Genomic DNA, 15,623 nt, shown 5'->3' with positions numbered 1-15,623 from the left:
CTGGAGCCCGGTGCATTTCCTTGGCCGGGCTGATTCACGAGGTTAAAGTAAATGCTCGAGTCCGTAAATTAAGGTAGATAATCCGGAGACCTTTTGGCAGGACAAAATAATCCCGGGCATAAAACAACGGCGATCAATACAGTCATCAGTAATGGTTAATGTTTCACCTACACTCCCGAAAATGACTTGTTGACGGGCAATCACACCAGGAAGACGTAAAGAATGGATATTGACGTCACGATGGGTTCCACCACGAGCACCAGGGATCAATTCTTTGAGATTTAATTTATTTTTGGGATGTTTTCGTGCTGCAGCAATCATTTCAGCAGTTTTTAATGCAGTTCCCGATGGGGCATCAAGTTTCTGCTGATGATGCGCCTCAATAATTTCCACCTCGGGGAAGTACTCAGCAGCTTTAGCCGCAAAAAGCATCATCAAGACAGCACTTATTGAAAAATTAGGTACAATGATTCCACCCAGACGACGACTTTCACATAGTGCCGTTAATTCTTTGATTTGCTCGGGAAGAAGTCCTGAGGTTCCAATAATTGGGTGTGCGCCATGTTTTATAATGGTAAGGCTATTTTGATACACACAATCTGCACGAGTGAGATCAACCACAATCTGTGCTTTAGTTGCTTCAATTGCTTGCGCTAAATTGTCTTGTTTGCCAAGTTGTGCAACTAGTTCAAATTCCTCGTGATTCTCTAAAGTCTCACAAGCTAAAGAGCCCATTTTACCATTGGCCCCATTCACAATAACACGCGTTAACATAGTTCTCCTCATAAAATGGTTTATGATTTTTCTTTTGGGGGAGGATAGTGAGTTCGCAAAGCCCAAATGGTTGCAAAAGGCCATCCAATTACTGTTGCTTGTAAAGCTAGGGCAACAAAGGCACCTCCAGGATTATCATTCATAAGAAAAATGATCCATGGAAAGAATGCAGCGAGGAAAAATATAAACATTTTTTGTATGAAGCTTACCATATAGTGCTCCCATAAGCTTTAATCGAAACGTTAAATCGGTCATTAATCTTAGCAAAAGCAGTTGCAACGTGTTGTGCAAGCGAAGGATGCTCACTAGGGTTGCCCCTGTTTTATCAAGGATTATCCATGTTATCACATCAATCCATAGGCCAAAAAACGAGGGCCATTGCAAAAAGACCTGTTTCATTATAGGTCCATAATTATCTATTTTTCTACTAGAGCCTGTTCACCGTTCTACTCAGTTGAGCAAAGTGGTCAACTATTTGCTTGGCCTACCTTATTTTCCTTTGTATGCACCGTAACTGAACATGATTAAGAATGCTTGCAAACAATCATTAAACATTGTACATTGTGCGCTCATTCTTAAGGCCAATCTGGAATGACATTTACTATCTAACAAGGGTACTCTAATGAGAAAACAGGAGCTGCACCCACGCACCGCTGTTATAAATAAAACTCAAAAAAATAAGTCTAAAAAAGCACGAACAGATGCATTGTTATGGCTCGCTGCACATTTTCCTGAAGCATTCGATAATTCATTACGAATACGTCCATTAAAAATAGGGATTATGGATGATATCTTGCTGCATGCAGATGACGCTGCAGAACAAGGTATTTCCAAAAGTAAATTAAGAGAAGCTGTGGTTATATTCACCCGCCGTCTTGATTATTTGGCATGCCTCAAGTTGCGGGAAATGCGCATTGATTTGCACGGTAATGTCGTGGGTGAAGTCAGTGAAGAAGAAGCCGAGCACGCTGCAGTTAAGATCAAGAAGCGTGTTGAAAAAAGCGTACGAAATGCACGTAAAGTTCTGACGGAAAAAACACCCAATCCAGTCAATTCAACGCAGCAAAATACAAGCTTCCAAGCGAAAATTGGCCAACCATCGTCACCTGCTGAAGACCACTTTCCTACTTATCCGGTGCGCTCCTCAACCTACAATACCTTAAATGCACCAGCACAACCTGCTCGGGCTACGGCAGTCATGGTAAAAAGTAAAACGACACGACAATATGATCCTGATGCTGTCGCGCGTTTGAAAGAGAAATTAGGGCTCTCGAGAAGTCTTGAAGAGAAAAAGGAAGTCATCGAATAGTTCTTGCTGGAGCTTAAGTGCAGCGTGGCGCAATCTTATCATCCCGAGCTTTGCAAGGGAGCTCCACGTTGTAACACAAGCCCATACCAACAGAACCCTTGGTGCATCCGATGAGGCAAACAATAAGGGCGGTTCGTGGTTGGTGTGTGATTTAAACAGGATCTGGGCCTAAAGAGACAGCACTTTAATCACGTGAATTTGCTTTAAATAGCGGATAACAATTCCTTCTGTATTTACCTCGCCTGTGCTGAATTAAAAACACTTTAATGATGCAGGCGGCTAACTGAACAAAGATGTTTTTATTATTGCGTCAAAAAGTACCCATGACACACGAGTGTCATCAGCACCGCTGAATGAGCGGGTGATGGGAATCGAACCCACGCCATCAGCTTGGGAAGCTGAGGTTCTACCATTGAACTACACCCGCAAAACGATATGGATTATAATCTCTAAACCCGAATAATTTCCATACTGTTTGTACCGCCTGCTGAACCAATTACTCGGCCACGTGTTAATAATACAAAGCGTTCTTTCTCCAGATGGCCTGACTGGATTAACTCTTCAAGTACCTGTTGATTCAAGGTTTCAGAGGCGAATTGATGGTAATCCATAAACACTGGGAACACATTATGAACAAGGCATAAGCGACCTATAGTTCGCTTATTCGCCGATACGGCAATAATAGGAACCGCGCTTTGTTGTCTTGATATCCATAATGCGGTATCACCTGATTCAGTCAAAGTAATAATGGCTTGGATAGGAAAGTGATTCGCTGCATGCATTGTTGCCATCGCAATGGCTTGATCTGCACGTTGGTAATGACAGGTTTCCTCGCTGCTATGATAGTAAAAATTCGCATGCTTCTCAGCGCTGAGGCAGATCTTATTGACCATAGCGAGAACTTTCACGGGGAATTGACCACTGGCAGTTTCTGCAGACAACATCACCGCATCCGTTCCATCCAATATGGCATTGGCAACATCAGATACCTCTGCGCGCGTGGGTTGAGGATGGTTAATCATCGATTCCATCATTTGGGTTGCGGTGATGACTACTTTATCCAAGCGACGGGCTTCACCAATAATATGTTTTTGAATTGCAGGGACTTCTGCAGCACCAACTTCAACGCCTAGATCACCTCGTGCAACCATGATTGCATCGGCCTCCTGAATAATTTCAGTGAGGAATTCCAGCGCCTCTGTCCGTTCAATTTTCGCGATAATCGGAATTTTTTTACCAAATTCAGTGATGAGGGCACGGGTATGGCGAATGTCTTCGGCATCTTTGACAAAGGATAAACTGATGTAATCCACCTCCGCTTCAATGGCTGTGTGCAGATCACGTTTGTCTTTATCCGTCATGGTCCTGGCTGCCAGGCCACCGCCTTTTCTGTTTAATCCTTTAAGATCACTCAGAGTACCGCCTTCAATGACGATACAGTGAATTTTAGAGCCGGCAATGGTTTTGACTTCTAATTCAATCAAGCCATCATTAAGCAATAAATGATCTCCCGGGGCCAGTTCCCGAGCTAGACTGGGATAAGCTACAGATACTTCATCATGATTACCTAAGCGATCTGGGGCATCGCAATCCAAAGTGAAGGCTTGACCTTCAATCAAAGCGATCGATTTATTTTGGAAACGGCCAATGCGAATTTTTGGCCCTTGTAAATCGGCCATGACGGCCACGGGGCAATTCAACTCTTCCGCAATTCCTCGAACCAGCGCAATAAGCTGCAATGCAGAGGAATCGGCATGGGAGAAGTTAATGCGTACCACGTCAACACCAGCGGTTAACATGGCACGGAGTGTGATTGGATCGCTACTGGATGGTCCTAAGGTGGCAACGATTTTAGTTTGTCTTAACATCTTGTGCACGCTCCTGCAAAATGGCAACAGCAGGCAAGGTCTTTCCTTCCAAACACTCAAGAAACGCCCCACCCCCTGTGGAAACATAAGAAATTTGCTGGTTCAAATCATAGAGATCGATTGCTGCAAGCGTATCGCCACCACCGGCAATTGAAAAGGCATCGCTTTCAGCAATAGCAATAGCCAAGGCCCGGGTTCCATAAGCAAACTGTGCAAATTCAAACACTCCGACAGGACCATTCCAAATGATGGTTTTGGCTTGATTAATAATATCAACGTACTCACTCACGGTCATCGGACCAATATCGAGAATCATGTCGTCTGTAGCGACATTGTGCAGTGATTTATTATAGGCTGGGCAATGTTCACTAAAGGATTTGCCGACTACCACATCAGTTGGTAAGGGAATATGGCAGCCTTTCTCTTTAGCCAGTTGGAGAATTTCACGTGCTTCATCCAATAAATTCTGTTCATAGAGTGACACACCAATTTCAAATCCTTGGGCTTTGAGAAATGTATTGGCAATTCCACCACCAGGGATTAAATAATCAACGCGGGTGACTAATTGGCGTAGCAAACTGAGCTTAGTGGAAACTTTGGCGCCACCGACAATTGCCACAATCGGTTTTTGGGGGGCGGCAAGTGCCTTGTTTAAAGCATCCAGTTCCCTTACCAATAAGGGGCCTGCCACGGCAATCGGTGCATATTGAGCGACACCGTAAGTCGAGGCTTGTGCGCGGTGCGCTGTTCCAAAAGCATCCATGACAAAAACATCACATAGATTGGCAAGTTTCCTTGCCAGCTGTTCTTCATTGTTTTTTTCGCCAACATTAAAGCGTACGTTTTCGCAAACGACTAATTCACCTGGTTTGGCTTCCACTCCATTGAGGTAATCACTTACAAAACGAACAGGATAATCTAAATGGTCCTGCAAATATTCTGCAATGGGCGCCATCGAAAAACGTCGTTCGAATTTTCCTTCTTCAGGACGTCCCAAATGAGATAGGACGATAACTGCAGCACCAGCATCTAAAGCAGCTTTAAGCGTGGGAAGCGCTGCCTGTAATCGCTGGTCACTGGTAATAATCCCCTCTTTGATTGGAACATTCAGATCTTCACGAATTAGCACCCGTTTTCCTGACAGGTCTATATCGCGCATTTGTATCAGATTCATCAGTTATCTCCAAACAGGGGTTCTAGCAACTCATCATTTGCTGAGCCGTATCAAGCATACGATTAGAAAAGCCCCATTCATTGTCATACCAGGCTACAATTTTAACGAGTTTACCAAATACTTTAGTTTGAGTAGTGTCAAAAATAGCTGACGCAGGATTATGATTAAAATCACAGGAAACTAAAGGATCATCATTGATTTGTAAAATGCGGCTTTTTGCTTGGCGTACAATATCGTTGACTTCTTTTGCAGTGGTTTCGCGTTTTGCTGTAAACGTTAAATCAATAACGGACACATTAAGAACTGGAACACGCATCGCAAACCCATCGAGTTTTCCAGCTAATTCAGGTAATACCAATCCTACTGCAGCGGCGGCACCTGTTTTGGTTGGAATAATGGAGTGTGCTGCTGCACGGGCACGACGAAGATCTTCATGGCTGCCATCTAAAAGCATTTGATCATTGGTGTAGGCATGCACGGTATTTAATAAACCAGCTTCAATGCCTAAAGCATCGTTTAATGGTTTCACCACTGGAGCGAGACAATTGGTGGTGCATGAAGCATTAGAAACGATGAGATCAGAGGCCTTGAGTGTATGGTGGTTTACTCCATAAACTATGGTCGCATCCACATTTTTTCCTGGGGCAGAAATCAATACTTTTTTCGCACCAGCAGTGATATGCTGCATCGCTTTTTCGCGCTCGGTAAAAAAGCCAGTGCACTCTAAAACCAAATCAATGTTTAACTCTTTCCACGGCAAATTCAGCGGATTGCGTTCGGCAATGATTTTAATCGCATGACCATCAATCACCAGCATGTCGCCTTCAACACTGACATCGGATGCGAAACGACCATGTGTTGTATCATAACGGGTCAGATGTGCTGTAGTATCAATCGCAGATAAATCATTGATTGCAACAATTTCAAATTCATTCTGTTTCTTTGATTCAAAAATTGCTCTTAAGATACAACGGCCAATGCGACCGTAGCCGTTAATCGCGACACGTATTGTCATATTACTTCTCTCCAATTTTAGTGGAGTCTGTTTACAATCAAGCACATGGTAAGCAGACCCTTTATCTCAAGTTAAGTATCTAATTCGTAGCTTTAGCGCCATCAAGCTCAGGAATTTCGCTTCTCCCCGCGGGGATAAGGTGCCCGAAGGGCTCACTCAACCCCTCTCCCACAAGTGGGGAGAGGGAATGCTTCTTTGCTCTATCTAGACTGCAAATTATTTTATTCTATTTTAGTTTTTTAACTAATGCTTCTAACGTCTCAATGATTCGCTCTACAGTAATACCCAAATATTGATAGGCTTGGGCAGCAGGGGCAGATACGCCAAAACAATCCAGGCCAATGACCGCACCTTGTAAACCAACAAATTGATACCAATAAGCAGAACTGGCCGCTTCAATTGCGATGCGGGTTTGAATATTTTGAGGCAAAACATGTTCTTTATAACTTTGATCTTGCTCCAAGAATCGTTCCGCGCAAGGCATAGAGACTACTCTCACCTTAAGTCCTTGTGTTTTCACCCGCTCTGCAGCAGCAAGTGCGAGCTGAACCTCCGAGCCTGTTCCGATTAAGATGGCATCAGGAGTTCCATCACAATCGAGAATGATATAACCTCCTTTTTTAATTAACTCAGCCGCTGTTGCTCCATGAGGCAATGCAGGAAGATTTTGCCTTGAAAGCAGCAAGGATGTTGGCCCATTATGATGCTCCAAAGCGAGTTTCCATGCAACGGCTGTTTCCATTAAATCTGCGGGACGCCAAACATGCATACCTGGAGTCATACGAAGCATGGACGCATGTTCTACAGGTTGATGGGTTGGACCATCTTCACCTAACCCAATCGAATCATGGGTAAAGACATAAATAATACGTTGCTGCATTAAGGCACTTAAACGTACAGCATTGCGTGCATAGTCGGCAAAAACCAGGAAGGTTCCACCATAAGGAATAAATCCACCATGGACTGCCAGGCCATTCATGATGGCGGCCATTCCGAATTCGCGTACGCCATAATATAGGTAATTCCCTGAAAAGTCTTCGGCAGTGATGGCTTTGCTGCCGGACCAATCGGTATTGTTGGAGCCCGTTAAGTCTGCTGAACCACCGAGCATTTCAGGCAGCAAGCGGGCAAAATGCTCAATGCATTGTTGTGATGATTTACGGGTGGCAATCGCTTTGTCATTGCTGCGGCACTGCTCAAGAAATGCATCGCTGTAACTTTGCCAATCATCAGGCAGATCGCCATTGATGCGACGTAAAAATTCATAGTGGTCTTGTGGGTATTTTTGCTGGTATTGATTCAGTTGCATGAGCCATTGTTGCTCTTCTTTTTCCCCTTGTTCTATATGATTCCATTGCTGATAAATGCTATCAGGGATGACAAAAGGCTCGTAGTCCCAGTTAAAAAATTCACGAACATTGGCAACGTCTTTTGCCCCTAGCGCCGATCCATGAGCTTTTTCACTTCCTGCTACTGAGGAACCCAGTCCAATGACGGTTTTGCAGATAATCAGTGTGGGTTGTGTGGTATTGGCCTGTGCTTTAAGGATGGCTTGTTCAATAGCCTCCATATCATGGCCGTCTACTGCTTCGATCACTTGCCAATGATAGGCTTTAAAACGTTGGGCTGTATTGTCAGTAAACCAAGATTCAACATTACCATCAATCGAAATGCCATTGTCGTCATAGAAAACGATGAGCTTTCCTAAACCTAAAGTGCCTGCGAGCGAACACGCTTCGTGCGAAATGCCTTCCATAAGACATCCATCGCCAGTAAATGTGTAGGTATAGTGATCCACGAGCTTCAAATCATCGCGATTAAAGTGTGTTGCCAGCACCCGCTCCGCTAAAGCCATGCCTACTGCATTTGCCAAGCCTTGTCCTAAAGGACCTGTAGTCGTTTCTACTCCAGGCGTATGGCCGAATTCTGGGTGTCCAGGGGTTTTCGAATTTAATTGACGGAACTGCTTCAAGTCTTCTAAAGAAAGCTTATAGCCAGTGAGGTGAAGTAATGAATAAAGCAGCATGGAACCATGCCCATTGGACAAGACAAATCGATCGCGATTAAACCAATGAGGATTTTGGGGATTGTGCTTTAAAAACTTTTTCCATAAAACAGTGGCTATGTCTGCCATGCCTAAAGGCATTCCTGGATGTCCTGATTGAGCTTGTTCTACGGCGTCTACACTTAAAATGCGAATGGCATTAGCTAATTCTTTGGAAAGATTCATGGGTACTCTTCGTGCTTAACTCGGTGCAATATTGTCGCTCAGAAGACATGAATCAGCAAGAAAATAAGTGCATTTTTGATCATTATTTTGCAAAAAGACTTAATTTTGTTCTATTTCCGTGTTTAATGAGCATGCTAAAACGATAAATTTGTGTAACTATATTATAGATCGATTCGATAGCGGATGGATATTTTTGGGGTGATAAAAAACGAGTCCAGGCGTGCTTAATCGATTCTCTGAAGCAACAAACCGTATGACTGATGTTCATAAATTTTCTTTTTGTACAGATTTATATATAATCAGACCTATTTTTTTACTTTTGAAGTTATTAATAGACAATAAGCAAATGAGCAGTATAAGATTGTTCATTTGATATCCCAAAATTCATTTTAGGACATCATGACCCCACTTATTCGACATTTACATGAAACTTTTTTAGCAGAATCCTTCTCTGAACTTCCTTTCACACAGGCTGCGCAAAATCCTGCGAATTGGAACTTCACCGAAAGCATTAAAAAGTTAGGTCCTGATTTTTATTGTAAGATAGTCCCTCTTCATTTGGTATTGAACCTGGAATATAGTCTTTTGGGACAACAGCTTAATGCCAAGTTCGAGTCTGAGAAGCCAATCGATCAAGAGGAAATCAAAGAGCAGCTGATTGCCGCATTGATGATGGCCGAACTTTTGGAGCATCTCTACGCACACTATTTGACTGTACCAAGAGAAGTGGCGCGCTTACGTCGGCAACAAAATTTATATCGTGAGTTACTCGCACAGTTAATACCCAATTTTCCTAAAAAACCTAAACCAGTAGATGAGTTTTCGTTTACTCAAGACATACGCAATATGACGGTCGAAACAAATCCGTTTCGATTGTTGTTCACCCGTTCGAAACGTGCTTTAGACTTTATCTCCCGAATATCCAAATCAGAGTCATACCTTCATTTTGTCAGTGTCATGGATTATGTTTTGGACCCTGTTCTGGCGCAAATCGCGTGGATTTTCTTTCTACCCCGTTTGTTGGTCAACTTCTTCGTGGTGTTCAAACATACGGTGCCGGGCTGGTGGATGGAACCGGAAGAGGAATCTTTAGGGTGGACGGTTCGTTTCAATGCGCAAATAAAACGTCGGTGGTTTGAATTAGGTAATGATATTGTCTGGTTTAGCGCCGGATTTATTAATTGTTATTATTTAGTGGGCGCTTTGGCGCCATTTGCTTTTTATGTGTCGCTTGCTGCGTTTGCTTTTGACATCATCATGTCGTTGACCCGTGCGTATATCGAGTTGAGTCGTTTATTTGAGCTACGGTCGCACTATACAGCCATGTTAAACACGGCATCGAGTATCAAAGAGCAAAAAGCAATAAACGAACACCTTCAAGCAATAGACAAGCAAATTGCATTTGAGCAATTTCGACTGGGCTCTCATTTAACGACGACCACGCTCATTTTCCTCGCCATGTGTTGCGCGCTTCCCATTTTTGCGGCCAATCCCATTATTCCGGTGCTTGGTGCCATAGCCCTGGTGGTGATTTGCTTTGTTAATTTTGCACTAACCGATGCGATTAACGAGAGTCGCCCCAGAGATACAATCGATCGCTCAGCCGCATTATCAAAGCTGGGATTTTTTGGCAATAAAGAGCCAGCAATCGTCGAGTTAGATAACATTTCTGATGAAGAAGAGGAGATGCAACTCGATGATTCATCGTGTTGTCTTCAATAATCAGCCCTCATAGAACAGTCGCGTTTTTTTCCTGCCCCCTTCGCAGCTCCATCAATGATCTCATTTGGGTATAGAGCCTTGATTAATTGAATGCTATGCTTTAGGTCTTGTATTCATTTTCAAAGGTAGAGCATGTCAGCGCCAGTCGGATTACCCCAATTTAGCCATCTTGATGTGAATCACTTTCAATCGCATCTTGATGCCATATTAAAAAAGCATTTAGAGCAGGTTGAACGTTTGCTCAAAGAAAATCCTCATTATACTTGGGACAATTTAATGTACCCTTTAGATGATATGGCTGATGAGCTGGAACGTTTTTGGTCTCCGCTGTCTCATTTGCATGGCGTGATGGACTCTCCTGAGTTGCGTCAATGCTATGATGCCTGTTTGCCCTTACTCTCCGCTTATGAATCTGCGATGGGGCATAACCATGAGTTGTATGAAGCCATTAAATCAATCGATCTCCATACTTTGAATCCTGTGCAGCAAAAAATAATTGCTGATAGTTTGCGTGATTTTGAATTATCGGGCGTTGCTTTGGATAAAGAACATAAAAAGCGATTTGAAGCAATTCAGACACGTCTTGACGATCTGACCAATCAATTTGAACACAATATTTTGGATGCAACTCAAGCTTTTACGTTACCTATTAAAGATCCCGCACGTTTGGCAGGACTTCCAGAGCATGCGCTGCATACTGCTAAAGAAGTTGCCGCAGAAAAAGGCCTCAAAGGACATGTGCTGACCCTGGAGTACCCCTGTTATCAAGCCGTGATGACCTATGCGGAAGATCGCGCATTACGTGAAGAAATGTACCAAGCGTACATTACCAGAGCCTCAGATCAGGGCCCACATGCGGGTACTTATGACAATACGCCCTTGATTCACGAAATTTTGGCATTACGCGATGAAAAAGCCAAGCTGTTAGGTTTTAATAACTATGCAGAGCTTTCAATCGCAACAAAAATGGCTGAATCAACCCAGCAAGTCCGCGATTTTATGGACGATTTGGTGGGCAGAATACATACTCAGGCAACTACTGAGTTTAAACAGTTGGAGCAATTTGCTGCAGAAAAATATCAGCTCAATCCAGTTAAACCTTGGGATATTGGCTATTTGTCTGAAAAACGCAGACAAGCTTTATTTACTCTATCACAGGAGGATTTGCGTCCTTATTTCCCTCAACCCAAAGTCATGCAGGGACTATTTGATTTAGTTAAAAAGCTGTACGGCATGTCGATTGAAGAAATCAAGGGCGTTGATATTTGGCATAAAGACGTACAATGCTATTGCGTCGTCGACGAACACAACAATGTTCGTGGTTATGTGTTTACCGATTTATTTGCCAGACCCAACAAACACAGTGGTGCATGGATGGATTCATTGCAAAGCCGCAGAAGGTTGGAAGATGGTAGCGTCCAGTTACCCATTGCGACATTGACCTGTAATTTTGCCAAGGCATCAGCCAATAAGCCTGCGATGCTCTCCCACGAAGAGGTGGTGACCTTATTCCACGAATTTGGTCATTGCTTGCATCACATTTTAACTCAGGTCGATTACCTCGGCGCCTCAGGCATTAATGGCGTGGAATGGGATGCGGTGGAATTACCCAGCCAATTTTTTGAAAACTGGTGTTGGGAGAAAAGCGGCTTGGCTGCTTTAACTGCACATGTGGATACTGGGGAGCCACTCCCTGATTCACTTTTTGAACGTCTGATTGCCGCCAAAAATTTCCAATCCGCTATGGCCATGTTACGGCAGATGGAGTTTTCAGTATTTGATTTTCGTATTCATCAGGAATATGTTCCGAATCGTAAATCATTGGTTGATGACATTCTGGCTGACGTACGTTCTAAAACCTGTGTGGTGCCTGTGGTTCCTTACAATCGTTTTCCCCAGAGTTTTAGCCATATCTTTGGCGGTGGATATGCTGCAGGCTACTACAGTTACAGTTGGGCCGAAGTGTTATCCAGCGATGCTTTTTCCCGTTTTGAAGAAGAAGGCGTATTAAATTCCAAAACAGGACATGATTTCCTGCATTTTATATTGGAGGCAGGCAGTTCGAAGAAAGCCGCTGAGGCGTATAAAGAGTTCAGAGGCCGTCCTGCAACGGTGGATGCTTTGCTACGCCACAATGGCATTCAGGGTTAATGAGACACTGGGCAAAAGCGAAGCTTTAGCCCAGGAGCCTTTGCACATCCCAATCAATTTTCACAAGAAAAGCTGCTCATCTGCGACCATTTTATGTTATACTTAAAATGTACAGATTGGGGGGCGACCTGGCTTCGACGTGGGTTGCAAAACCAGAGGTGCATGCCGAGAATGAGAACTCTCGTAAATCAGACTCAACTAAATATAAATGCAAACGATGAAAACTTTGCTGGTGGAGAAGCTATCGCTGCCTAATAAGCACTTTAGTTGAACCATCACTGTGTACTGGCCAATAAACCCAGTATCCCGTTCGACCGAGCCCGCTTATCGGTATCGAATCAACGGTCATAAGAGATAAGCTAGTGTCTTAATCCATCCCGTATTAAGATGCGAAACTCAGGGAATCGCTGTGTAGTATCCTGCCCGTCGGAGAATGCACAGTTAAATCAAAAGACACGGCTACGCATGTAGAGCTGAAGGCAGAGGATTTGCGGACGCGGGTTCGATTCCCGCCGCCTCCACCATATAACTCCTTGATTTATAAGAAATTTAATTTGTTTTTTCATTTCAAAGGGTTTATTTGGACTTATTCTCCAGTAAATTTCTATTATCTTCTTAACATTCTATTCCATAAAACGATGGGTTTGTGAACTTTACTATATAGGGGTGTAACTCTTCCATTCTGATATAATATCTGTTCGAAAACTCAGAACTATAATTAAAGTTCATTTAGTGTAAGGTGCCTAAGTTGATAAACTTTGTTTGAAATCGTTAGCTTTTTTTAAAAAAACTATTCCTGATTTTAATTTCCACAGACAAATAAACAATATCTAGGCTCTTTCCAGAGAGCACCATAAAGCATTTGAATTTCTTGGGAAGGATAGATTTCCTTCATTTTCTTTAAATTTAAATTATTTTTTGTGAGAGTATTAATATAAGTAGATATTGGCCTATGATTATAGGGAACATTGGTTATTAAGTTTTTTTCATCTTTGGTAATAGTAAATGAAATATTTTTAAACTCTTCTCTCATATAATTATAATCACCATTAAATATATTTTTATATTGATTGTAAAAGCAAGGATGGGGTATTGAAAAAACAAATATAGACTCATTATTTAGGTATTTTGTTACTTGACGAAAAAAATTATCAATATTTGTAATTGTATGCAAAACCATATGAGAGATTATCAGATCATATTTTTCTTTTATTTCCAATTCTTCTAATTTAATTTTTAAAATGCGTACATTACTTTTCGACAAAACTTCGGTTGCGACCTCATACATACCAGTAGAGGGTTCAATCATTAAAATTTGAGAAGTAAATTCTGACAGTGTAAGAGACAAATGTCCTGTTCCACCGCCAATTTCCAATATTTTTTGCGGATTTAAATCTTGAATCATTTCAATAAAAATAGGTTTAAACACGTCATTAAAAGTAATATCAATTCCAGATTCTATTTGTTTTTTTCTAAGCTGTGCTGAATCACACCATCTATGAGGCATTGTCATTTTCCCTTAACTAATTTAATTATATCTTTTGCCAAACCAATCATTTGTGGACCTGTAGTTGAATCAAATATAGTGATTTCATGTTCAGGGTAATTCCCTTTAGCGATAGCGAGTTTTTCAGAACCATTTCTTGTACCATTAATTAAAGTAAAACGAGAACATGTACTCGATTGAGTATTAAGAAAATTTACTGCGTTAGACAGTTTTTTCATCGCTTTCTCATCTAATGGTTTATTCGTAATAATTTCTACGTTGATTCCCGATTGAATTTTTTTGTTAAGAGCTTCAAGCAGTTTTTCATTCTCTACTAACCAAGAAGCCCTGTTACTAAAAATAGTGGCACTACTTCCAGATGTAATGAAGTTTTCCATAAATTTATTTGTTTCTTCCTCATTTTTAGTAATGTGTACTTCTGGGAGGTATTTGAAGCCTTTTTGGGTAAAACCTATAATAAGAGCGATTATTTCACCTATGCAAATAGTCAATAACCATCCCAAATAAGGTAAGTCAGGAGTATTTTTGGAATAAAACCATAAATAACCAATGCCAGATAGTGTTAACAAAAATGTAAGAATTGTCAGGACAAGAAATGAATACAATATCCGTATTATTAATTTTTGCATAATATTCCTGTTGGTACTCGTTTCTATCAGTAGAAATAATCAATTTGTTTATAAAGAGTATAGATAAATTTTTATAAAATTAACTAAAGTCAGTTATATGTTCAAAAATTATTGCAGTACTCATTTGTGATGGATAACGTACCTTATCTGTCACAAATAGGGTATGATGGGAGAAAAATAAGAATGGGACATCATGGGTATACTGGATCACCAAAATATGAAAAATCAAAAGTTTGTGATAGATAAGATTTTTCATCCCTTGGATGTGCATTTTGATACCAACTCACTCTCTGCATGGTTGTCTTATTATTACTCAGTCCATGTTAATGGAGCTCCTGAGAAAACCGAAAGCGCTAAAAAGAATGATCTCTCCAAATTCATTCACTTTTTTCAAAACGAAGTGGGGCATGATTTAGTGGATAGTTGGACTCCTGCAGTCAGTAAGCAATTCCAGAAAAATTTAACCAAAACCATTTCTGAGAAAACTGGAAAACCTTACAAGGCAACTTCCATTAATCGCACTATGGCAACCATTCGGCATGTGGGGCGTTGGTTACACCAACAGCGCCCTTTATTGGCAGGGGACCCGTTTGCCCAAGTCAAAGATTTGCAAACCGATGCACCTGATTGGAATGGACTTACTTCACGTCAGCTGATGCGATTAAAATCAGCTTGTGAACAGCGAATTAAAGGATGTACCCGTAAAAATCAAAATCCTGTGATGGAGGCGGCTTTATTTTATGTGCTTATGGGAACTGGGCTTCGTGAATCTGAAGTTGTATCACTTAACGTAGGACAGTATCGACAAAAAGGGTTTTATGATGTGTTGCGTCATAAGTCAAAACGTATCAGCAGTAAAATTCCATTGCCTCAAGAGAGTAGGGAGTATTTGGATTCTTATCTGGATAAAAGAAATGCAATGGATGATGAGCCTTTATTTATAACAAGATATGGTACTCGTTTGCAAACTTTGGATGTCTATCGGATTTGTCAGAGGGTATTAAATCAGGCATTGGCGTTTTTGCCAGAAGCGGAGAAGTTTGAATTTACTCCACATAAACTCAGGCATACCTTTTTGAAGAAGGTCACTGATAAACATGGGGTTCATTTTGCGCAAGAGCTTAGTGGTAATGTCTCGATCAAAGAGATCTTTCGTTATGCCAAGCCTAGCCAGGATGAGATGCAGTCAACCATAGAAGAGTTATTCGAAATTTAATATCGTATATGATGCATTTTAAAAGGTG

The 15,623-nt window shown here is 41.7% G+C and carries 13 protein-coding genes, 1 tRNA gene and 1 other RNA gene; 5 read left to right on the top strand and 10 right to left on the bottom strand.

Going from position 1 to position 15,623, the window contains the following annotated elements:
• Window positions 1–42: 42 nt before the first annotated feature.
• Both dapB and OQJ13_RS17075 read right to left on the bottom strand, forming a co-directional pair.
• On the bottom strand, window positions 43–774 hold the full coding sequence (gene dapB, locus OQJ13_RS08060) for a 4-hydroxy-tetrahydrodipicolinate reductase (protein ID WP_265710361.1): 732 nt from the start codon (window positions 772–774) through the stop codon (window positions 43–45).
• 20 nt (window positions 775–794) lie between these two features.
• Complete coding sequence (locus OQJ13_RS17075; RefSeq protein ID WP_416209905.1) at window positions 795–986, bottom strand: hypothetical protein; 192 nt, start codon at window positions 984–986, stop codon at window positions 795–797.
• 410 nt (window positions 987–1,396) lie between these two features.
• On the opposite strand from OQJ13_RS17075, the gene OQJ13_RS08050 reads away from it, so the two are divergent.
• Window positions 1,397–2,083 carry a ProQ/FinO family protein gene (locus OQJ13_RS08050; protein WP_265710360.1) on the top strand — a complete coding sequence of 229 codons (687 nt, stop codon included), beginning with the start codon at window positions 1,397–1,399 and terminating at the stop codon, window positions 2,081–2,083.
• Between the two features lie 356 nt (window positions 2,084–2,439).
• On the opposite strand, the gene OQJ13_RS08045 is transcribed toward OQJ13_RS08050, so the two are convergent.
• The 6 genes from OQJ13_RS08045 to OQJ13_RS08020 all read right to left on the bottom strand — a co-directional run bounded on the left by OQJ13_RS08045 (window position 2,440) and on the right by OQJ13_RS08020 (window position 8,638).
• Window positions 2,440–2,510 (bottom strand) — tRNA-Gly (locus OQJ13_RS08045).
• A gap of 22 nt (window positions 2,511–2,532) precedes the next feature.
• Window positions 2,533–3,951, bottom strand: coding sequence for a pyruvate kinase (gene pyk, locus OQJ13_RS08040; protein WP_265710359.1), 1,419 nt, complete (start codon window positions 3,949–3,951; stop codon window positions 2,533–2,535).
• Window positions 3,935–5,125, bottom strand: a complete 1,191-nt coding sequence (locus OQJ13_RS08035) for a phosphoglycerate kinase (protein ID WP_265710358.1) — start codon at window positions 5,123–5,125, stop codon at window positions 3,935–3,937. The genes pyk and OQJ13_RS08035 overlap by 17 nt, the downstream gene beginning before the upstream one ends.
• A gap of 22 nt (window positions 5,126–5,147) precedes the next feature.
• Window positions 5,148–6,140 (bottom strand): type I glyceraldehyde-3-phosphate dehydrogenase, encoded by a 993-nt coding sequence (gap, locus tag OQJ13_RS08030; protein ID WP_028381596.1) that lies wholly within the window; start codon window positions 6,138–6,140, stop codon window positions 5,148–5,150.
• Window positions 6,141–6,366: 226 nt separating this feature from the next.
• Window positions 6,367–8,370 (bottom strand): transketolase, encoded by a 2,004-nt coding sequence (gene tkt / locus OQJ13_RS08025; protein WP_265710357.1) that lies wholly within the window; start codon window positions 8,368–8,370, stop codon window positions 6,367–6,369.
• 82 nt (window positions 8,371–8,452) lie between these two features.
• Entirely contained in the window at window positions 8,453–8,638 is a 186-nt protein-coding gene (locus OQJ13_RS08020) for a hypothetical protein (protein WP_265710356.1), read from the bottom strand.
• A 131-nt stretch (window positions 8,639–8,769) separates the two neighbouring features.
• Here OQJ13_RS08020 and OQJ13_RS08015 point away from each other — a divergent pair, with 131 nt between their 5' ends.
• The 3 genes from OQJ13_RS08015 to ssrA all read left to right on the top strand — a co-directional run bounded on the left by OQJ13_RS08015 (window position 8,770) and on the right by ssrA (window position 12,767).
• Window positions 8,770–10,092 carry a hypothetical protein gene (locus OQJ13_RS08015; protein WP_265710355.1) on the top strand — a complete coding sequence of 441 codons (1,323 nt, stop codon included), beginning with the start codon at window positions 8,770–8,772 and terminating at the stop codon, window positions 10,090–10,092.
• A 132-nt stretch (window positions 10,093–10,224) separates the two neighbouring features.
• Window positions 10,225–12,243 (top strand): M3 family metallopeptidase, encoded by a 2,019-nt coding sequence (locus OQJ13_RS08010; protein ID WP_265710354.1) that lies wholly within the window; start codon window positions 10,225–10,227, stop codon window positions 12,241–12,243.
• Between the two features lie 119 nt (window positions 12,244–12,362).
• Window positions 12,363–12,767: a transfer-messenger RNA gene (gene ssrA, locus OQJ13_RS08005) on the top strand.
• Window positions 12,768–13,045: 278 nt separating this feature from the next.
• Here the strand turns inward: ssrA and OQJ13_RS08000 are convergent.
• Together OQJ13_RS08000 and OQJ13_RS07995 are read right to left on the bottom strand one after the other, a co-directional pair.
• Window positions 13,046–13,750 (bottom strand): class I SAM-dependent methyltransferase, encoded by a 705-nt coding sequence (locus OQJ13_RS08000; RefSeq protein WP_265710353.1) that lies wholly within the window; start codon window positions 13,748–13,750, stop codon window positions 13,046–13,048.
• Window positions 13,751–13,752: 2 nt separating this feature from the next.
• A complete protein-coding gene (locus tag OQJ13_RS07995) occupies window positions 13,753–14,379 on the bottom strand; it encodes a hypothetical protein (RefSeq protein WP_265710352.1) in 627 nt (208 codons plus the stop codon).
• Window positions 14,380–14,572: 193 nt separating this feature from the next.
• Between OQJ13_RS07995 and OQJ13_RS07990 the strand changes: the two genes are divergently transcribed.
• Complete coding sequence (locus OQJ13_RS07990) at window positions 14,573–15,595, top strand: tyrosine-type recombinase/integrase (protein ID WP_322783741.1); 1,023 nt, start codon at window positions 14,573–14,575, stop codon at window positions 15,593–15,595.
• Window positions 15,596–15,623: the final 28 nt, after the last annotated feature.

Origin of the sequence: Legionella sp. PATHC035, assembly GCF_026191115.1 — a bacterium.
Lineage (GTDB): Bacteria > Pseudomonadota > Gammaproteobacteria > Legionellales > Legionellaceae > Legionella.
The sequence above is the reverse complement of the archived record's forward strand: the minus strand, read 5'-3'. Positions and strand labels throughout refer to the sequence as shown.

What these genes read in the sequence shown, in the direction of transcription:
- OQJ13_RS07995 (WP_265710352.1), bottom strand. Translation starts at nt 14,379, where the DNA reads ATGCAAAAATTAATAATACGGATATTGTATTCATTTCTTGTCCTGACA.
- OQJ13_RS08015 (WP_265710355.1), top strand. Translation starts at nt 8,770, where the DNA reads ATGACCCCACTTATTCGACATTTACATGAAACTTTTTTAGCAGAATCC.
- OQJ13_RS08010 (WP_265710354.1), top strand. Translation starts at nt 10,225, where the DNA reads ATGTCAGCGCCAGTCGGATTACCCCAATTTAGCCATCTTGATGTGAAT.
- dapB (WP_265710361.1), bottom strand. Translation starts at nt 774, where the DNA reads ATGTTAACGCGTGTTATTGTGAATGGGGCCAATGGTAAAATGGGCTCT.
- OQJ13_RS07990 (WP_322783741.1), top strand. Translation starts at nt 14,573, where the DNA reads ATGGGTATACTGGATCACCAAAATATGAAAAATCAAAAGTTTGTGATA.
- pyk (WP_265710359.1), bottom strand. Translation starts at nt 3,951, where the DNA reads ATGTTAAGACAAACTAAAATCGTTGCCACCTTAGGACCATCCAGTAGC.
- OQJ13_RS08000 (WP_265710353.1), bottom strand. Translation starts at nt 13,750, where the DNA reads ATGCCTCATAGATGGTGTGATTCAGCACAGCTTAGAAAAAAACAAATA.
- OQJ13_RS17075 (WP_416209905.1), bottom strand. Translation starts at nt 986, where the DNA reads ATGGTAAGCTTCATACAAAAAATGTTTATATTTTTCCTCGCTGCATTC.
- OQJ13_RS08050 (WP_265710360.1), top strand. Translation starts at nt 1,397, where the DNA reads ATGAGAAAACAGGAGCTGCACCCACGCACCGCTGTTATAAATAAAACT.
- OQJ13_RS08020 (WP_265710356.1), bottom strand. Translation starts at nt 8,638, where the DNA reads ATGAACATCAGTCATACGGTTTGTTGCTTCAGAGAATCGATTAAGCAC.
- gap (WP_028381596.1), bottom strand. Translation starts at nt 6,140, where the DNA reads ATGACAATACGTGTCGCGATTAACGGCTACGGTCGCATTGGCCGTTGT.
- tkt (WP_265710357.1), bottom strand. Translation starts at nt 8,370, where the DNA reads ATGAATCTTTCCAAAGAATTAGCTAATGCCATTCGCATTTTAAGTGTA.
- OQJ13_RS08035 (WP_265710358.1), bottom strand. Translation starts at nt 5,125, where the DNA reads ATGAATCTGATACAAATGCGCGATATAGACCTGTCAGGAAAACGGGTG.